A 14,907-nucleotide genomic window follows, 5' to 3' on the forward strand; every position below is an offset into this window, starting at 1 on the left:
TCCGAGTCGGGCCGCGAACGGTCGCTCGTAAGACTCACTCCGTGGTGGGTTGCCTGGGGCGGGGAAGTTCGGCGCCGAAGGTGCGCAGCCCAGTGGCTGATGCCAGTGCCTGCGGTGTATGCGCTTCGACGACTCGGACGCGAGACGGGCCGCGAACGGTCGCTCGCGATACTCGCTCCGTGGTGGGTGCGGAAGCGGACGACCGGCGGCCATATCCACAGCCGCCCGGCTGCGGATATGGCCGCAGCCGGGCGGCCGCGTTACTTCGTCGGGCCGAGCAGGGCGCTGGCCAGGGTGTAGGCCAGGTTGATCAGCTCCGAGGTGACCACGGTGTTGTCCATGCCGAGTGACATGGCCAATGGCATCAGCATTTGCATAATGGTGTTGACGAGGGTGGGCAGCAGCCCGCTGCTCGCATTCGGCGTGGTCTGATTCGGCGACAGTTGCGAACCGGGTGACTGTGCCGTGCCCGGCGACTGCGGGGTGTTGGGCGAGAGCGCAAAACCCGGCGGCAGCAAACCGGTCTGCGGAGCGCCAGGGGACTGCGACGAACCGGGCGTTTGCTGTGTATCCGGCGAATCGGGTAGCGGTGTGTAGCCCGGCGCCGGTGCGTAACCAGGTGGCGGATTCAGCGATGCGGGCGCGGTCGGCGGTTGCGGGACAGTGTCGGTCGTTGGCACGAGTTGCGGCGTCGCCGTGGGCTCGGGGGCGGCAGCGGGCCGCGGCGCCATCCCGGCGGTGGGCACCGAGGCCACCGCATTGGCCAGCGGCACACTGGATGCCGGAACCGCGGCGGGCTGGTCGGACGTCGAACCGGTATGCGCGGGCACTCCGCCCGATACCGGGGGCGTCGGCGTCTGCTGCGGGGCGCCGAGCAGGAACCCGATCAGACCGGTCGCGATCGCCAGGGCATGTTTGACCTGCCCCTCCGGACTCTCCAGTAGTGCGGCGTCCTCGGGATTGGCCCCATTGCCCATCTCGACGAACACATCGGGCACGGCGGTCAGTGCCGGACCGGCCACATCGGTGCGGGTCTGCAGACCGTCCTGTGCTCCTGCGTAGCTGGCCGCCGGGAAACCGGCCTGCAGATAGGCGTCGCGCACCGCCTTCGTCGCCGCCAGACCGGGGCCGGACTGGATCTGATCGATCTTCGGATCCGGAATCGGCAGCTGCGGCACGATCAGGTGGAACCCGCGGTACTGCGCAGGAGCGCTATCGGCGTGGATGCTGACCGCGACGTCGGCGCCAGAGGCATTGGCGGCGTGTGCCCGTTCATCGACGCAGCCGCCCCAGCCGGAGTCATCCGGACGGCTGAGCATCACTTTCGCGCCCAGATCTTCCAGGGTGGCCCGAACCAGTTCGGCCACCTTCCAGTTGATGGTGTGCTCCTGCACTCCGTTCACCGTGATCATGCCGGTGGTCTGGCAGTCCTTGGTGCCACCGCGTCCGTTGCTCACCTGCCTCGCCAGGTTTTCGGCGTGGTTGGGACCCTGATGACCCGGGTCGACAAATATTGTCTTGCCTGCGAGTTTCGTGGCCATTTCCGGCGATGCCGGATCGGCGAGCGCGGCCGGAGCCAGCCCGGACAGCGTCACCACCACGGCAGCCGTGACGACGCCGCAGATACCGGTCCTGATAATGCTCGGCTTCACGCAAAATGCCTGGTAGATAGACAAAGCAGCTCCCTAGTCCCGTGATGGTCCAGTGAGCGCCGCCAGCCGATCAACCTACGCGGTAGCGCTCCCGGTGTTACTGCTGGTGCTGTTGTTACGGGAGAGCATAGCGTCCACAGTCTCGCGAGTTCTAGACTCATGCCCCTCGAAACGATCCACGTACACCTCCCCCGTGATAAATGCGGTCGCGTGACCTAGGCGCTTCAGCGCGGTCTTCGCATCGGTGCCCCTGGTAGATCAGCGCGGACGCACACCAGTGACGCAAGTCGTGCCAGGTGAACGAGTCGGGTATGTCCGCCTTACGTGCCAGGTCCCGAGTACGTCAGGAGTGGAGCGGTGCCAGGAGGAGGGGGCTCGGGTCGGTGGGAGTGCTGATGCCCAGGGCCACTGCCTCGTACATGGGTAGTCCGACCGCCATCTGCATGGACATCTTCTTCTCGCCGCCCGCGACGAAACTACCGGCGGGCATTCTGCTGCCGTCCGGGCGTTGGAGCCACACGGCGTACCGCTGGCCCTGCGGCAAGCCGGTGACATCGAGGGCGATGCTGGTGCCCCAGTTGCGGTTCTCCACGCTGGCCGAAGCGTGCACCCCGGCGGGCTGCTCGGCGAAGGCGACCGGCTGAGAGTTCGTGCCCTGCGGGGAGTTCGTGGCCAGCTGCGACGTGACGATGAAGACTCCCCCCAGCGCGACGATCAGCACCGCCGCCGCCACGGCGACGCGCTGCGCGGTCCGGACCGAGCGCTTCCGGCGTCGTTCCTGTTCGACTGCGGTGAACACCGCGGTGCGCAGCGCCGGGGGCGGACCGGCAGGCTGATCGTCGACCCGCTCGGGGTCGGCCTGGCGAAGGACCTGGGCGACGCCGCGCAGTTCGCGCAGTTCGGACCGGCAGTCCGGGCAGCCGTCGAGGTGCGCCTGCAGCGCCACGGTCGCGGCCGGTTCGAGCCGGCCGAGGGCGTGCATACCGAGGTGGGTTCGTATCTGCCGGCACTGATCAGTACTCACCGTGCCACCCCATTTCTTCCAGTACGAGTTTGAGAGCTTGGAGACCGTAGTAGACGCGGCTGCGGACGGTGCCCTCGGGGATCCCGAGCTGAGCGGCGACCTCGGCGGCCGGCCGGTCGCGCAGGTGCACCTCGACGAGAACCTGACGATGCTGCTCGGACAACCGGCGCAGGGCCTCCTCCACCTGCAGACCCACCACCAGTTCTTCCAGAGGTTGCGCGGCACTGGGGGTATCGATCGGTTCGGTGTCGGCCAGCGGCGGCCGACTGGCCCGGGCACGGCTGATGTCGATGACGATGTTGCGGCAGATCGAGAACAACCAGGTGCGCAGCGACGCGGTGTCCGGTTGGAAGCTGTGCGCCGCCCGCCAGGCGCGCAGGAAGGTCTCCTGCACGGCCTCCTCGGCGCCGCCCGCGTCACCCAGAGAGCGATGCGCAAACCGGAACAGCTCGCCAGCGTGGTCCTCGTACGCTGCGCGCAGCGCAGATTCATCTCCGAGCCCACCGACATGCCGGCGCTGCGAGATCAGCCGCATGCCTTCACCTCCGCACCCATCGTGTCCCAACGCGCCGGTCACCAGCGATGTCCTCACCCGGTATACGGACCGCCCCTTCGGATCATTCACGTCGCCGGGACACCAGACGAGTGACATGTCACACAGTCGCGAAGTGAATGTGCGCCGCCCCGCAGCCGTATTCCAGTTCAGCTCGCACAACTGCGATCACGAACGGAAGCGAGACAACGATGAAGACGCGAACGCTACCGGCACAGTGCATCGGGCTCGGCGCCGCGCTGGTGCTGCTGTCCGCCTGCGGCAACGACACCGCCGCGCAGGACGCACAGCCGACCAGTTCCGCCCCGCACGCCTCCGCCGCCCCGGCCGACGGCGCCCCCGTGGCGCGGCTCGGCGCAGCCACCACCGCCCTCGGCACCGTCGTGACCGACGCGGCCGGCTACACCCTGTACTGGTTCACACCGGACACCCCGACCTCCTCCGCCTGCGTCGGGCAGTGCGCCACGACCTGGCCGCCGACGCTCGGCGCCCCGAGAGCCGCCGACGGGACGAACCTCCCCGGCGCACTGAGCACCCTCACCCGCCCGGACGGCGGGGCACAGCAGGCGGTGTACGACGGCCACCCGCTGTACCGGTTCGCCAAGGATGACGCGCCGGGCCAGACCAACGGCGAGGGCGTCAAGGGCCAGTGGCATGTCGCCCTGGTGACCCCGGCGCCGGTCGCACCCCCCGCCGCCGGCCGATAGGGCGAGTTCCACTCAACGGGCCCACCGAGAGAACCCCATCCCACGAGCTGCACACCTCATGGGAGAGAAGAGGAGAGCCGATGGAGGACGACACCGAACGGGCGGATCCCGGGACACACACGGAAATCAGTCGGCGCGGTGTCCTCCTCGGATTGGCCGCCGTCGGGGGGATCGCCGCGGTCGACGTCGGCGGTTTCCTCTACGCCAAGGGCTGGTTGACGCCGGACGCGTTGACATCGTCGCGAATAGTCGACCGATTCGAGCAGCTGAACGGCAAGCACGAAGGCTTCCGGCGCAACCATGCCAAGGGACTCAGTGCCACTGGATATTTCGAGAGCAACGGGGCGGGCGCCGCGGTGTCCACCGCCGTCGTCTTCCAGCCCGGACGGGTTCCGGTGACCGGCCGGTTCTCGCTCTCGGGAAGCCTGCCCTACGCCACCGACGCGAACGCCACAGTCCGCGGCCTGGGGCTGCAGTTCACGCTGCCGAACGGGGAGCAGTGGCGCACCGCGATGGTCAACCTCCCGGTCTTCCCCGACAGCACCCCGGCAGGCTTCTACGAACGACTGCTCGCCGCCAAACCCGTTACCGGAACGGGAAAACCCGATCCGGAGAAGATGGCCGCGTTCCTGGCCGGGCACCCGGAGACCGCGGCGGCTATGGAGATCATCCGGCAACACCCGCCGACCTCCGGGTTCGCCGACAGCACCTTCCGCGGGCTCAACGCGTTCGGTGTCACCGACGCCGCCGGGGGCACGGCTGCGGTGCGCTGGATGCTCGTCCCCGAGCAACCACCCGAACCCGCCGACCAGGCACAGCCCGGTAAGAACTACCTCTTCGACGCGCTGATCCGCGCGGTCGCCACCGGACCGCTGCGGTGGCGCCTGCTGCTCACGATCGGCGAACCCGGCGACCAGACCAACGACGCCACCAAGGCCTGGCCCGAGGGCAGGCGCACCATCGACGTCGGCACCGTGACGATCGACTCGGTGCAGACCGAGGGGCCGGGCAACGCCCGGGACATCAACTTCGACCCGCTCGTGCTGCCCGTCGGCATCACGCCGTCGGACGATCCCCTGCTCAGCGCACGGTCGGCGGTCTATGCCCGGTCCTTCACCCGCCGATCCGGCGAACCCGCACAGCCAAGTGCCATCACCGTCGAGGAGGTGCTCGGTGCCCGCTGAGCCGACCCGATACGCCCTTCCTTCGCGCCTACTGCACTGGATCATGGCGGTCCTGGTCATCGCCCAACTCGTCGTCGGCGCCACCATGATGGCCTCGCTGACCGACTACCACCGCCTGCGGGCCATCCACGAACCGCTGGGGGTCGCGATCCTCGTCCTGGTGGTGATCCGGATCGGGAACCGTCTGCTGCACCGGCCGCCGCCGTTCCCGTCCACCATGCGCCCCCTGGAGCGCCTGGTGGCGAAGGGAACCGAGTACCTGCTCTACGCGCTGCTGCTGGCGCAGCCGTTGATCGGATGGGCCATGCTCTCGAGCGCCGGGACCCCGATCGTGATCTACGAGCACCTGCGCCTGCCGGCCATCGCGCCCCACGCCCCGAACACCTACGCCATGCTGCGGCAGGCCCACACGATTCTGGCGAACCTGCTGTTCCTGACGTTCACGGCCCACATGTGCGCGGTCCTGTTCCACACCCTCGTACTCCGCGACCGACTCCTCGACCGGATGACGCCGCTGCCCGTCCGGTCGAGGAGGCCGGTGTCAGCGGAACACGACGAGCGTGCCGACCACGTTCCTTGATAACTGGGAACACACCCCCGGCGCCGTTGCTCCACCTCGCACTCAGCGCCCAGCGGCGTCGCCGGTTGTCATCTGGTTCAGTGCTGCAGGTACAGGCGTTCATTGGGCAAGCGTGGGTACCTGCGGGTGTCATCAAGGATCACTGCGAGATGCATCGGATAGTGGCGGTCACGGCAATCTTGTATGAACGACAAGGCTGCAGTGGCGCACGCCGTGAAATCGAAGCGCACATTACCGAGTTGCACTGCGAGGTGCACGTCTGGTTCCCCGGGATGCGGAGACATCTGGCTATCCATGTCGGGCTCGAGCCTCGATGGGTACCGGGCAGAAATCTGCGTGGCCATCAAACGCGTACGCCCTGCCGCCGCGGGAAGAACCCTCCTTGCTTGCGATCTTCTGACCCGAGCCGGGTCATCATGAGATATCCCACGGTGACGACCACCGCCCACACGGCGCCGACCATGAGCGCGATGCGCCCGCTGTCGGTGAAGAACAGCAGGAAGACAACCAGACCGAGGAGTCCGAGCGCGAGCCAGGTGGTCACCGGCGCGGCGGGCAGTCGGTAGTCGCTGGCCGGCAGGACACCGGCCTTGACGCGGGCGCGGTAGATCATGTGGCAGACCAGAATGACTCCCCAGACGAAGATGATGCCGATGGTGGACACCGAGGTGATGTAGGCGAATGCCTTGTCGGGGGAGATGGCGTTGACGATTACGCCGACGACCATGACGCCCGCGGAGAGGCAGATTCCGGCGAATGGCACCGAGCGGGAGCTGAGTGTGCCGACCGCGGCAGGCGCTTCCCTTCGCAGCGACAGGCTGCGGAGCATCCGCCCGGTGGAGTAAATGCCCGAGTTACACGATGACAGTGCGGCGGTGAGCAGCACGAAGTTGATGATGCCAGCGGCGCCGGGGATTCCGATCTGCTCGAAGACTTCGACGAACGGACTCTTTCCCGAATGAAAGTTTCGCCAACTGGCAACGGACAGGATCACCAGAAGCGAACCGATGTAGAACAGGCCGATGCGGAACGGAAGGGTGTTGATCGCTTTCCGCAGCGTCTTCTTGGGGTCACGCGCCTCGCCCGCGGTCACGCCGACGAGTTCGACGCCGACATAGGCGAACAGCACGATCTGCAATGTCATCAGGGACTGCCCGAAGCCATGGGGGAACACCCCGCCGTCAGCCCAGAGGTTGGCAACCGACGGGTGCGCGGCGTGACCGAATCCGATTGTCAAGACCCCGATCCCGATCAGGATCATGCCGACGATCGCGGTGATCTTGACAGCGGAGAACCAGAATTCGGCCTCTCCGAACAGCCGTACCGAGATCAAGTTCGCCCCGAATAGCACGGTCAACACGACCAGTGCGGTGATCCACGGCTTGATGTCGAACCAGTACTCGATGTACTTGCCCGCGACAGTGATCTCGGCCATGCAGGTGGTCACCCACACCGCCCAATACGTCCAACCGGTGGCGAATCCAGTGAAACGGCCGAGGAACTCGTGGGCGTACTCCGCGAAGCTGCCGGAAACCGGCCGGTACGTCAGCAGCTCGCCGAGTGCCCGCATGATCACGAAGATGGCCAGGCCCGCAACGAGGTACGTCAGGATCAACGCTGGCCCCGCCTGCGCGATCGCACCGCCCGCGCCGTAGAACAGACCGGTGCCGATCGCCCCGCCGATCGCGATCATCTGGATCGTTCTGGGATTCAATCCGCGGGCGTAACCCTCCGACTCGGTGGTCGGGAGTGCCGGCTGCGAATTCCCGTTCCTGTTCGTCTGGTTCTGGAGGTCGGGGATCGTCATGCGTCCATTCCTTCGGTGCCGGCGGTCGCGACAAATGTCGGGTTCGAGGGTGTCCTCCGCTGTGCGGCGCGGGTCATCGTGTGGATTGATTCCGGTGCGGCCACCTCCGCCGTGCCCCGGACATCGTCGGCGGACTCCATGATCGTCGCACCCACCCGCAGGTAGTCCGCGTCATAGAACGATGACCCGGGACCGGCGCCGGATTCGACGAACACCTCATGCGCGTCGGAGACAAGTTCGTGGACCCCGGCTGAGGTCATCGCTATGCAGTTATTGATTTCGCGGGGGATTCCGATTTTCACAGGCAAAAGCTCCTGGACATATGTGTTGAGGATTGAGCGACAGCGCCGCAGCGGAGGTCAGATGCGAGGTGTGAGGCGCATCACCAGCGGGGCCGAGTCCAGTATGAATATTCATCACCAGGATGCTCCATAGCGATGCAGATAATTCTGATATTGCGCCGTATTTCTGTCTTACATTCTATTGAACGGCTGAATCCGGGTTCTGAACCGAGGGATCTTCGGCGCGTGACCGATGAGCCCCGGTCATGCCGCCCGATGTCGTCACCTCGCGTCCGCGCGCTGAAATCGAGTGTGGGTGCTGTGCGGCATCTGCTGCACCAGCGGCTCCGACAGCGCAGGCGGTGTGGTCGGATTCGGCGGCTCGAAGCCTCCGCCCCCGCTGGCGGGACGCGACGCGGTGGGCATAGTCGGCCGGATTCAGGCCCCTATCGGCAGGCGGCGCATCGAGCGGAGGGCATAGTGGACCCGGGTCTTCACGGTGCCGACCGGAATGCCGAAATCATCGGCGACCTCTTGGTAGGCCCGATCCCGCAGAATCACCTCCACCACCACGATGCGCTGGGATTCGGGCAGGCGGGCGAGCAGCTCCGCGACGAGCAGACAGTCGACGAGGTGGTCGGCGAAGTCCGGGTTCGCGTATCTGATATCACCGAGTTGCCCGATCTCGTCCCATTCGGTATCCGCGGGACGGACGGCCCGGGCGCGGGCGATATCGATCATGACGTTGCGTTGGATGGCGAGCAGCCAGGTGCGGACCGTGCCCTTGCGTCCGTCGAACATCGCGCAGGAGCGCCAGGCCCGCAGCAGCGTTTCCTGCACCGCCTGTTCGGCCAGCCCCGAATCGCCGAGGCCGCGCATCGCACGCCAATGCAGTAGTGCCCGGTCGGCGGCCAGTACGGCGGCAATCCCATCGTCGGTACACAGACCGGCACACGCCGTCCCGCAGGTCGACCGTCTGTCCGCGACATCGACCACCGGACAAATACCACTCATATAAGAGGTATCGCGGGAACTCGCGCGAGTGGAATCACCGCCGACACAGTGAAGTTGGATCGCAGTAATGCGCAACCGACTGGATATGTGACAGGAATCTCCGAATCCGCCGAAATCGACCGCTGAGTCTGGTAGACCTTTGCCCCGGAGATACGGGGATCTCCGCAGGTCAGCCGCCGGCGGCGGCCCGAGAACGACGCTAGGAGCAAGCAGTATGCGTGCAAGCACGCTCGTGATCGCGGGGGCAATGGCGTCCACCGCGACACTGCTGGGCGCGGGCACCGCGGCCGCCCAGCCCGCGAACACCATCACCGAGGATGGCGTCTACCTGGTTGGTGTCGACATCCTGCCCGGTACCTGGGAGGCCCCCGGCACCCCCGATCTTGCGGTCGGCTGCGACTGGCGACGGCTGCGCAAGGTCGATGGCGATAACACCGATCAGCACTACATCATCGCTAACGACTTCACCAGAAATCGTCCGGTCCGCGCCGAGATCGCGCCGACCGATGTGGCCTTCAAGACGGTGAATTGCGGTGCCTGGCATATGGTGCCGCGCGTGAGCACCGGTTCGTTCGGCGGCTGAGTCCAGCGCTATCGTCGCGACCATGACGCGGACCAAGATCCTGATCACCGGTGCGAGCGCCGGACTCGGCGCTGCGATGGCGCGGGATTTCGCCGCCAAGGGCCGCGACCTCGCCCTGTGTGCCCGCCGACTCGACGCGCTCGAATCGCTGCGCGATGAACTCACCGCCGCACATCCGGGGATCAAGGTCGCGGTCCGCGCACTCGACGTCGACGATCACGCGGCCGTGCCACCGGTATTCGCGCAGTTGCGCGATGAACTGGGCGGACTGGACCGCGTGATCGTCAATGCCGGTATCGGCAAGGGCGCGCCGATCGGCACCGGTCGGGCGAATGCCAATCTCGCAACGGCCACCACCAATTTCGTCAGCGCGCTCGCCCAGACCGAGGCGGCATTGGAGATCTTCCGCGGCCAGCAGGGCGGCCACCTGGTGCTGGTGTCCTCGATGAGCGCGGTGCGCGGATTGCCGGGCACGAAGGCGGCCTACTCCGCAAGTAAGGCCGGACTGGCTGCCTTGGGCGAGGCGCTGACCGTCGAATTCGCGCAGTCACCGATCGCCGTCACCACCTTGCTGCCGGGATTCATCGCCACCGATATGGCGGCGAAGGCCGGTGACGCACGGATGGTCGCGCCGCTGGAGAAGGGCGTCGCGGCGATGGTGCGGGCGATCGAGCAGGAGCGGATTCGCGCATGCGTTCCGGCATGGCCGTGGCGGCTCATCGATGTGGTGCTGCCGCATCTGCCGCGCCGGGTAGTTGCCCGGCTCGGCTGACGTGGCACCCAGTTCGGCCTGGCCACCGCCGTAGGCACGCTGGTCGAGCATCGGAGCATTCGCGGCGGAAACCCGCCGGAACTCGGCGACGCAGATTGCTGAACTGGAGCGCATGTCCATCGCTCTCGAACGCTCCCCCATCCCGATCACCCGGCCACCGCTGATTCGCTGGCTTGCCGTCATCGCGGTCATGCTCGGCATCTTCTCGATCGTGACGACCGAGATTCTGCCGATCGGCCTGCTTACCTCGATCGGATCCGATTTCACGATCTCCGACGGCATGGCCGGACTCATGATGACCATGCCGGGGCTGCTCGCCGCGATCGCCGCTCCCCTGGTGACCGTCGCGGCCGCCCGCGTCGATCGCCGTCTGTTGCTGTGCGGCTGCACGCTGCTGCTGGTGATCGCCAATGCGGTGGCCGCAACCGCGCCGCAGTTCTGGGTGGTGCTGGTATCCCGTGTGCTGATCGGGATCACCGTCGGCGGTTACTGGTCGATCGCGGCCGGACTGGCCGGTCGGCTGGTGCCGCCGGAGTCGGCGAACCGGGCCACTGCGGTGATCTTCTCTTCGGTCCCGCTGGGTTCGGTGCTCGGTGTGCCCGCGGGCACCTTCGTCGGCCACCTGGCGGGCTGGCGGGCCGCATTCGTCGTCCTGGCCATACTGTCGGCGGTGGTGCTGGCCCTACTGGCATTCGCACTGCCATCGCTGCCCGCTCAGCAGGCCGTGAACGTCACCGCGCTGCGCACTGGACTGCGCGGCACCACCGTCCGAATCGCCCTGCTCGCAACCCTTTTCGTGGTGCTTGCACAATTCGGCACCTATACCTACGTCACCCCGTTCCTGGAGCAGGTGACCCAGGTGAGCGCGGGGGCCATCACGGTCCTGCTGCTGATCTACGGCGCGGCTGGCATTGCCGGAAACTTCCTGGGCGGCACCCTGCTCGGCCGTCCCCGGACCGCGCTCGGCTGTGCGGCGGCCGCCATGGCGGCCGCGATGCTGGCGCTGCCGCTGCTCGGCCGATGGGAGTTCGGCGCCGTCGCACTGCTGATCGTCTGGGGTGTCGGATACGGCGGGATCCCGGTCGTCCTGCAGACCTGGTTCGCCAACGCGCTGCCCGACGCCCCCGAGGTGGCATCGGTGCTGTTCACGGCGTCATTCCAGGCGACCTTCTGTGCGGGCGCGCTGGTCGGCGGGGTGATCGTGGACCGGACCTCACCCTCGACCGTGCTGCTGTGCGGCGGTGCGACCGCACTGCTCGTACTGCTGATTACCTCCGGGGTAATCGACGCGCGCCGGGTCCGTCGGGCAGGCTGAGGTCATGATCGATGAGGTGGGCACCAAGCTCTTTCACCAGTCCATGCCGTTCACCGAGCGCCTCGGGGTCGAGGTGCTCGAACACGGCACCGCACTGGTGCGCAGCCGGATCGCGTGGGACGAATCGCTGTGCACGCTGGGCGGAGTGCTGCACGGCGGTGTGCTGATGTCACTCGCGGACGCGACGGCCGCGGTCTGCGCGTTCCTGAATCTGCCCGAGGGCAAACAGGGCACGACGACGGTCGAGTCCAAATCGAATTTCCTGCGGGCCGTGCGGTCCGGTCATGCGATCGCCTCGGCGCGGCCGCTGCACGCCGGACGGTCGTTCATCGTGGTGGAAACCGAAATCCATGATGACGCGAACAAACTCGTCGCCAAGGTGACCCAGACCCAAGCCGTGCTCTGACCCGATGCCCGGCCGTGCGCCGGGCTCACTTCACCAACGTGAACTGCATGACATCGAGGTGCCCGCTGCGGAAGTGGTCGGCACATCCGGTGAGGTATTTCAGGTATCTGGCGTAGACCTCTTCGGAGGCGATCCGAATCGCCTCGTCGTGATGGTCCACCAGGGCCTGGGCCCATTGGTCCAGGGTGCGCGCGTAGTGCAGGCGCAACGGCTGGATCTGCTCGGTGCCGAATCCGGCCTGTCCGGCCAGCCGGGTGACCTCCGCGGGCTGCGGCAGCTGACCGCCGGGGAAGATCTCGCGCTTGACGAAGATGTGGAACAGCGCGTCCTCCCGGGTCACCGGAATATTCATGCGCCGTAGGTCGTTGAGGGTATGACCGATGATGGTGTGCAGCAGCATCCGCCCATCGGGGGGCAGCATGTGATGGCAGCGTTCGAAGAAGGTGGCGTAGCGCTTCCGCCGAAAGTGTTCGAAGGCGCCGATGCTGACGATCCGGTCCGCGTTGCCGTCGAATTCCTCCCAGCCCTGTAGCCGGATCTCGACGCCCGCGACCGCGCGCCGATCGCTCTCGGCACGGACGTGCTCATATTGGTTGCGGCTCAAGGTAAGTCCGACGACCTCGACGCCATAGCGCTGGACCGCGCGGAACATTGCTGCGCCCCAGCCACATCCGATATCGAGCAGGGTCATCCCCGGCTGCAGATCCAACTTGCCGAGCGCGAGGTCGATCTTGGCCAGCTGGGCCTGTTCGAGGGTCATGTCATCGCGCTCGAAGTAGGCGCAACTGTAGGTCATCGAGGGGTCGAGAAATAGCCGGTAGAAGTCGTCGGAGACATCGTAGTGCGACTGAACTTGCTCGTAGAACGGGGCGAAGTCGGCCATGCGTATCTCCTGCCTGCGCCGAGTAGCCGGATATGGACCGATACGAGACACGCCGCCGAATAGTTTACAGCAGGCGAAGATCGATACCAAAGCGTGCCCTGTTACCGGTCCTGTTGACCAACTCCGACTCGAACCATTGCGCACAATCGTTCGGAGCTGTACCCTCGGCCCTGTCCTTGTGGATGGCCATCCCGGCCGATCGTCGCCGGGCTTCCCACGAGATCTCTTCTCTTCCCACCACGGTTCCACACTCCCGTGAATCCGCTTCCCATAGCGCACAGGGACATTCATCGCAGCGAGCGCATCGCCGCTGCCTCTACGGCCGTTCGCCGTACCCACGAAATTCGAAGGAAACACCATGAAAGACAACACTTTTCCCACACCATCCGATGGGGACGCCGCGGCGAACCCCGGACGATCCGTCGGCGGCATTCTCGAGATCCCCGACAACCGCGCCGCCGCTCTTCGCGTCGACGGCTATCTCCCCGGCCCGCATGACGTGCACGTGCCACCCCGGCTGATCCGCGAATACGGTTTGCGCCGTGGCGATTTCATCACCGGCACGACCGAACCCGCACGCGGCGACAAACTCGACCCGCTCGTCGATATCGAATCCGTCAACGGACAGGACCCCAGCCGGGCCGCGACTCGCCCGAAATTCGAGGACCTGGTCCCCATCTACCCCAACCAGCGGCTGCGCCTGGAGACCGAACCCCATGCCATGACCACCCGGGTCACCGATCTGGCCATGCCCATCGGCAAGGGGCAGCGCGCGCTCATCGTCGCACCGCCCAAGGCGGGCAAAACCTCTGTGCTGCAAGCGATCGCGCACGGTATCGCGAAGAACCACCCGGAGTGCGAGCTGATGCTCGTACTGGTCGGCGAGCGGCCCGAGGAGGTGACGGATCTGGCCAGATCGGTACCCGCCGATATCGCCGCCGCCACCTTCGACCACCCGCCCCGCGAACATATCGCGGTGGCCGAACTCGCCATCGAACATGCCAAACGCCTGGTCGAAATGGGCCGGGACGTGGTCGTGCTACTCGATTCGCTGACCCGCCTCGCCCGCGCCTACAACAATGCCGCCCCGGCCTCCGGGCGCATACTCTCCGGCGGCGTGGACGCCACCGCACTCGCGCCGCCCAAGCGATTCCTCGGCGCCGCACGCAATATCGAGCACGGCGGCTCGCTCACCGTCATCGCCACCGCCCTGGTCGAGACCGGATCGCTGGCCGATACCGTGATCTTCGAGGAGTACAAGGGCACCGGCAATGCCGAGCTGAAACTCGATCGCGCGACCGCGAACCGCCGCGTCTTCCCGGCCATCGATATCGCGCAGTCCAGCACCCGCAAGGACGAATTGCTGCTCGCCCCAGACGAATTGGCGGCCAACCACCTGCTGCGCCGTACGCTCGGCGCCGTGGACGGTCAGCAGGCCATCGACCTACTGCTAGAGGGTCTGCGCAAGGCCCCGACCAACGCCGATTTCCTGGCCCAGCTGGGCGGCAAGCGGAACTGATCCGTTTGACGCGTCTCCTTTAAGCCCCCTTTAAGGCCCTGTCAAGTATTCCGAGGCATCTTTATTACAGCCCGATCGGGCCTGTCTTCGGAGGGGGAGACAGGGCCGGTCGGGCGTTCTGCATTCCGGCTCGGAATCAGCTCAGTTCGGCGGCGAACAGCTCGGACGCCCGCCGCCACGAGTCCTCGGCGGCCGCCGCATCGTAGGGCTCTCGCCCCGGGAAGAAGAAGGCGTGCTTCGCGCCGGGGTAGACCACCAGCTCATGGCGCACACCGGCATTGTTCAACGCCGCGCCGATCTGCTCGCGTTGTTCTGCATCGATGACGTGATCGAGTTCGGCGAAGAACATCAACAGCCGCACATCATCCTTGGCGATCCCTTCGGTCGCTGCCAGCAGCGGCTCCGGCCGACTCAGCGCGGTCCCCGATGTGGTGAGCCAGCCGGGGTAGAAGATCGCCGCCGCGTCCAGGTCGAGGCGGGTGGCGGCGAAGTAGGCCAAATGTCCGCCGAGACTGAAGCCGAGTACACCGGTCTTATCGGCGGCCTGGCCGTGCTCGCGGGCATAGGCGATGGCGGCTCGAAAATCGGCCTCGACGCCCTCGCGGGTCAACTCGCCGAGCAACCCGA

Annotated in this window: 15 protein-coding genes and 1 pseudogene; 8 read left to right on the forward strand and 8 right to left on the reverse strand. The window is 66.5% G+C overall.

Going from position 1 to position 14,907, the window contains the following annotated elements; all coding sequences use genetic code 11:
• Positions 1–260: 260 nt before the first annotated feature.
• From ABZW16_RS39195 to ABZW16_RS39205, 3 genes are all read right to left on the reverse strand, one after another.
• The gene (locus ABZW16_RS39195) at positions 261–1,652 is read right to left on the reverse strand and encodes an N-acetylmuramoyl-L-alanine amidase (RefSeq protein ID WP_354961206.1); all 1,392 of its coding nucleotides are present in this window, start codon (positions 1,650–1,652) and stop codon (positions 261–263) included.
• Between the two features lie 343 nt (positions 1,653–1,995).
• Positions 1,996–2,676 carry an anti-sigma factor gene (locus tag ABZW16_RS39200; RefSeq protein ID WP_354961207.1) on the reverse strand — a complete coding sequence of 227 codons (681 nt, stop codon included), beginning with the start codon at positions 2,674–2,676 and terminating at the stop codon, positions 1,996–1,998.
• Positions 2,666–3,211 (reverse strand): sigma-70 family RNA polymerase sigma factor, encoded by a 546-nt coding sequence (locus ABZW16_RS39205; protein ID WP_354961209.1) that lies wholly within the window; start codon positions 3,209–3,211, stop codon positions 2,666–2,668. Before ABZW16_RS39205 ends, ABZW16_RS39200 begins: the two co-directional genes overlap by 11 nt.
• Positions 3,212–3,420: 209 nt before the next feature.
• Between ABZW16_RS39205 and ABZW16_RS39210 the strand changes: the two genes are divergently transcribed.
• The 3 genes from ABZW16_RS39210 to ABZW16_RS39220 all read left to right on the forward strand — a co-directional run bounded on the left by ABZW16_RS39210 (position 3,421) and on the right by ABZW16_RS39220 (position 5,700).
• Entirely contained in the window at positions 3,421–3,936 is a 516-nt protein-coding gene (locus ABZW16_RS39210; protein ID WP_354961210.1) for a hypothetical protein, read from the forward strand.
• Positions 3,937–4,016: 80 nt separating this feature from the next.
• Entirely contained in the window at positions 4,017–5,120 is a 1,104-nt protein-coding gene (locus tag ABZW16_RS39215) for a catalase family peroxidase (RefSeq protein WP_354961211.1), read from the forward strand.
• Entirely contained in the window at positions 5,110–5,700 is a 591-nt protein-coding gene (locus ABZW16_RS39220; protein WP_354961212.1) for a cytochrome b, read from the forward strand. The genes ABZW16_RS39215 and ABZW16_RS39220 overlap by 11 nt, the downstream gene beginning before the upstream one ends.
• Positions 5,701–6,043: 343 nt before the next feature.
• On the opposite strand, the gene ABZW16_RS39225 is transcribed toward ABZW16_RS39220, so the two are convergent.
• The 3 genes from ABZW16_RS39225 to ABZW16_RS39235 all read right to left on the reverse strand — a co-directional run bounded on the left by ABZW16_RS39225 (position 6,044) and on the right by ABZW16_RS39235 (position 8,802).
• A complete protein-coding gene (locus tag ABZW16_RS39225; RefSeq protein WP_354961213.1) occupies positions 6,044–7,507 on the reverse strand; it encodes an amino acid permease in 1,464 nt (487 codons plus the stop codon).
• Positions 7,504–7,809 carry a hypothetical protein gene (locus ABZW16_RS39230; protein ID WP_354961214.1) on the reverse strand — a complete coding sequence of 102 codons (306 nt, stop codon included), beginning with the start codon at positions 7,807–7,809 and terminating at the stop codon, positions 7,504–7,506. Before ABZW16_RS39230 ends, ABZW16_RS39225 begins: the two co-directional genes overlap by 4 nt.
• A 417-nt stretch (positions 7,810–8,226) precedes the next feature.
• Positions 8,227–8,802, reverse strand: a complete 576-nt coding sequence (locus ABZW16_RS39235; protein WP_354961215.1) for a sigma-70 family RNA polymerase sigma factor — start codon at positions 8,800–8,802, stop codon at positions 8,227–8,229.
• 214 nt (positions 8,803–9,016) lie between these two features.
• Here ABZW16_RS39235 and ABZW16_RS39240 point away from each other — a divergent pair, with 214 nt between their 5' ends.
• The 4 genes from ABZW16_RS39240 (at position 9,017) to ABZW16_RS39255 (ending at position 11,878) form a co-directional block, all read left to right on the forward strand.
• Positions 9,017–9,385 carry a hypothetical protein gene (locus ABZW16_RS39240; protein WP_354961216.1) on the forward strand — a complete coding sequence of 123 codons (369 nt, stop codon included), beginning with the start codon at positions 9,017–9,019 and terminating at the stop codon, positions 9,383–9,385.
• 22 nt (positions 9,386–9,407) lie between these two features.
• Entirely contained in the window at positions 9,408–10,157 is a 750-nt protein-coding gene (locus ABZW16_RS39245; RefSeq protein WP_354961217.1) for an SDR family oxidoreductase, read from the forward strand.
• 112 nt (positions 10,158–10,269) lie between these two features.
• Positions 10,270–11,472 carry an MFS transporter gene (locus tag ABZW16_RS39250; protein ID WP_354961218.1) on the forward strand — a complete coding sequence of 401 codons (1,203 nt, stop codon included), beginning with the start codon at positions 10,270–10,272 and terminating at the stop codon, positions 11,470–11,472.
• Between the two features lie 4 nt (positions 11,473–11,476).
• On the forward strand, positions 11,477–11,878 hold the full coding sequence (locus ABZW16_RS39255; RefSeq protein WP_354961220.1) for a PaaI family thioesterase: 402 nt from the start codon (positions 11,477–11,479) through the stop codon (positions 11,876–11,878).
• A gap of 25 nt (positions 11,879–11,903) precedes the next feature.
• On the opposite strand, the gene ABZW16_RS39260 is transcribed toward ABZW16_RS39255, so the two are convergent.
• Complete coding sequence (locus ABZW16_RS39260) at positions 11,904–12,761, reverse strand: cyclopropane mycolic acid synthase family methyltransferase (RefSeq protein WP_354961221.1); 858 nt, start codon at positions 12,759–12,761, stop codon at positions 11,904–11,906.
• Positions 12,762–13,176: 415 nt separating this feature from the next.
• Here ABZW16_RS39260 and ABZW16_RS39265 point away from each other — a divergent pair.
• A pseudogene (locus tag ABZW16_RS39265) lies at positions 13,177–14,280 on the forward strand (transcription termination factor Rho, short form); the annotation flags it as partial.
• A 136-nt stretch (positions 14,281–14,416) separates the two neighbouring features.
• On the opposite strand, the gene ABZW16_RS39270 reads toward ABZW16_RS39265, so the two are convergent.
• A partial coding sequence (locus ABZW16_RS39270; RefSeq protein WP_354961222.1) for a dienelactone hydrolase family protein occupies positions 14,417–14,907 on the reverse strand: 491 nt, incomplete at its 5' end.

This window comes from Nocardia sp. NPDC004604 (genome assembly GCF_040609795.1).
GTDB lineage: Bacteria > Actinomycetota > Actinomycetes > Mycobacteriales > Mycobacteriaceae > Nocardia.

Excerpts from the sequence above, each read along its gene's own strand:
- ABZW16_RS39205 (WP_354961209.1), bottom strand. The coding sequence starts at position 3,211 with ATGCGGCTGATCTCGCAGCGCCGGCATGTCGGTGGGCTCGGAGATGAA.
- ABZW16_RS39210 (WP_354961210.1), top strand. The coding sequence starts at position 3,421 with ATGAAGACGCGAACGCTACCGGCACAGTGCATCGGGCTCGGCGCCGCG.
- ABZW16_RS39215 (WP_354961211.1), top strand. The coding sequence starts at position 4,017 with ATGGAGGACGACACCGAACGGGCGGATCCCGGGACACACACGGAAATC.
- ABZW16_RS39225 (WP_354961213.1), bottom strand. The coding sequence starts at position 7,507 with ATGACGATCCCCGACCTCCAGAACCAGACGAACAGGAACGGGAATTCG.
- ABZW16_RS39235 (WP_354961215.1), bottom strand. The coding sequence starts at position 8,802 with ATGAGTGGTATTTGTCCGGTGGTCGATGTCGCGGACAGACGGTCGACC.
- ABZW16_RS39240 (WP_354961216.1), top strand. The coding sequence starts at position 9,017 with ATGCGTGCAAGCACGCTCGTGATCGCGGGGGCAATGGCGTCCACCGCG.
- ABZW16_RS39245 (WP_354961217.1), top strand. The coding sequence starts at position 9,408 with ATGACGCGGACCAAGATCCTGATCACCGGTGCGAGCGCCGGACTCGGC.
- ABZW16_RS39250 (WP_354961218.1), top strand. The coding sequence starts at position 10,270 with ATGTCCATCGCTCTCGAACGCTCCCCCATCCCGATCACCCGGCCACCG.
- ABZW16_RS39255 (WP_354961220.1), top strand. The coding sequence starts at position 11,477 with ATGATCGATGAGGTGGGCACCAAGCTCTTTCACCAGTCCATGCCGTTC.
- ABZW16_RS39260 (WP_354961221.1), bottom strand. The coding sequence starts at position 12,761 with ATGGCCGACTTCGCCCCGTTCTACGAGCAAGTTCAGTCGCACTACGAT.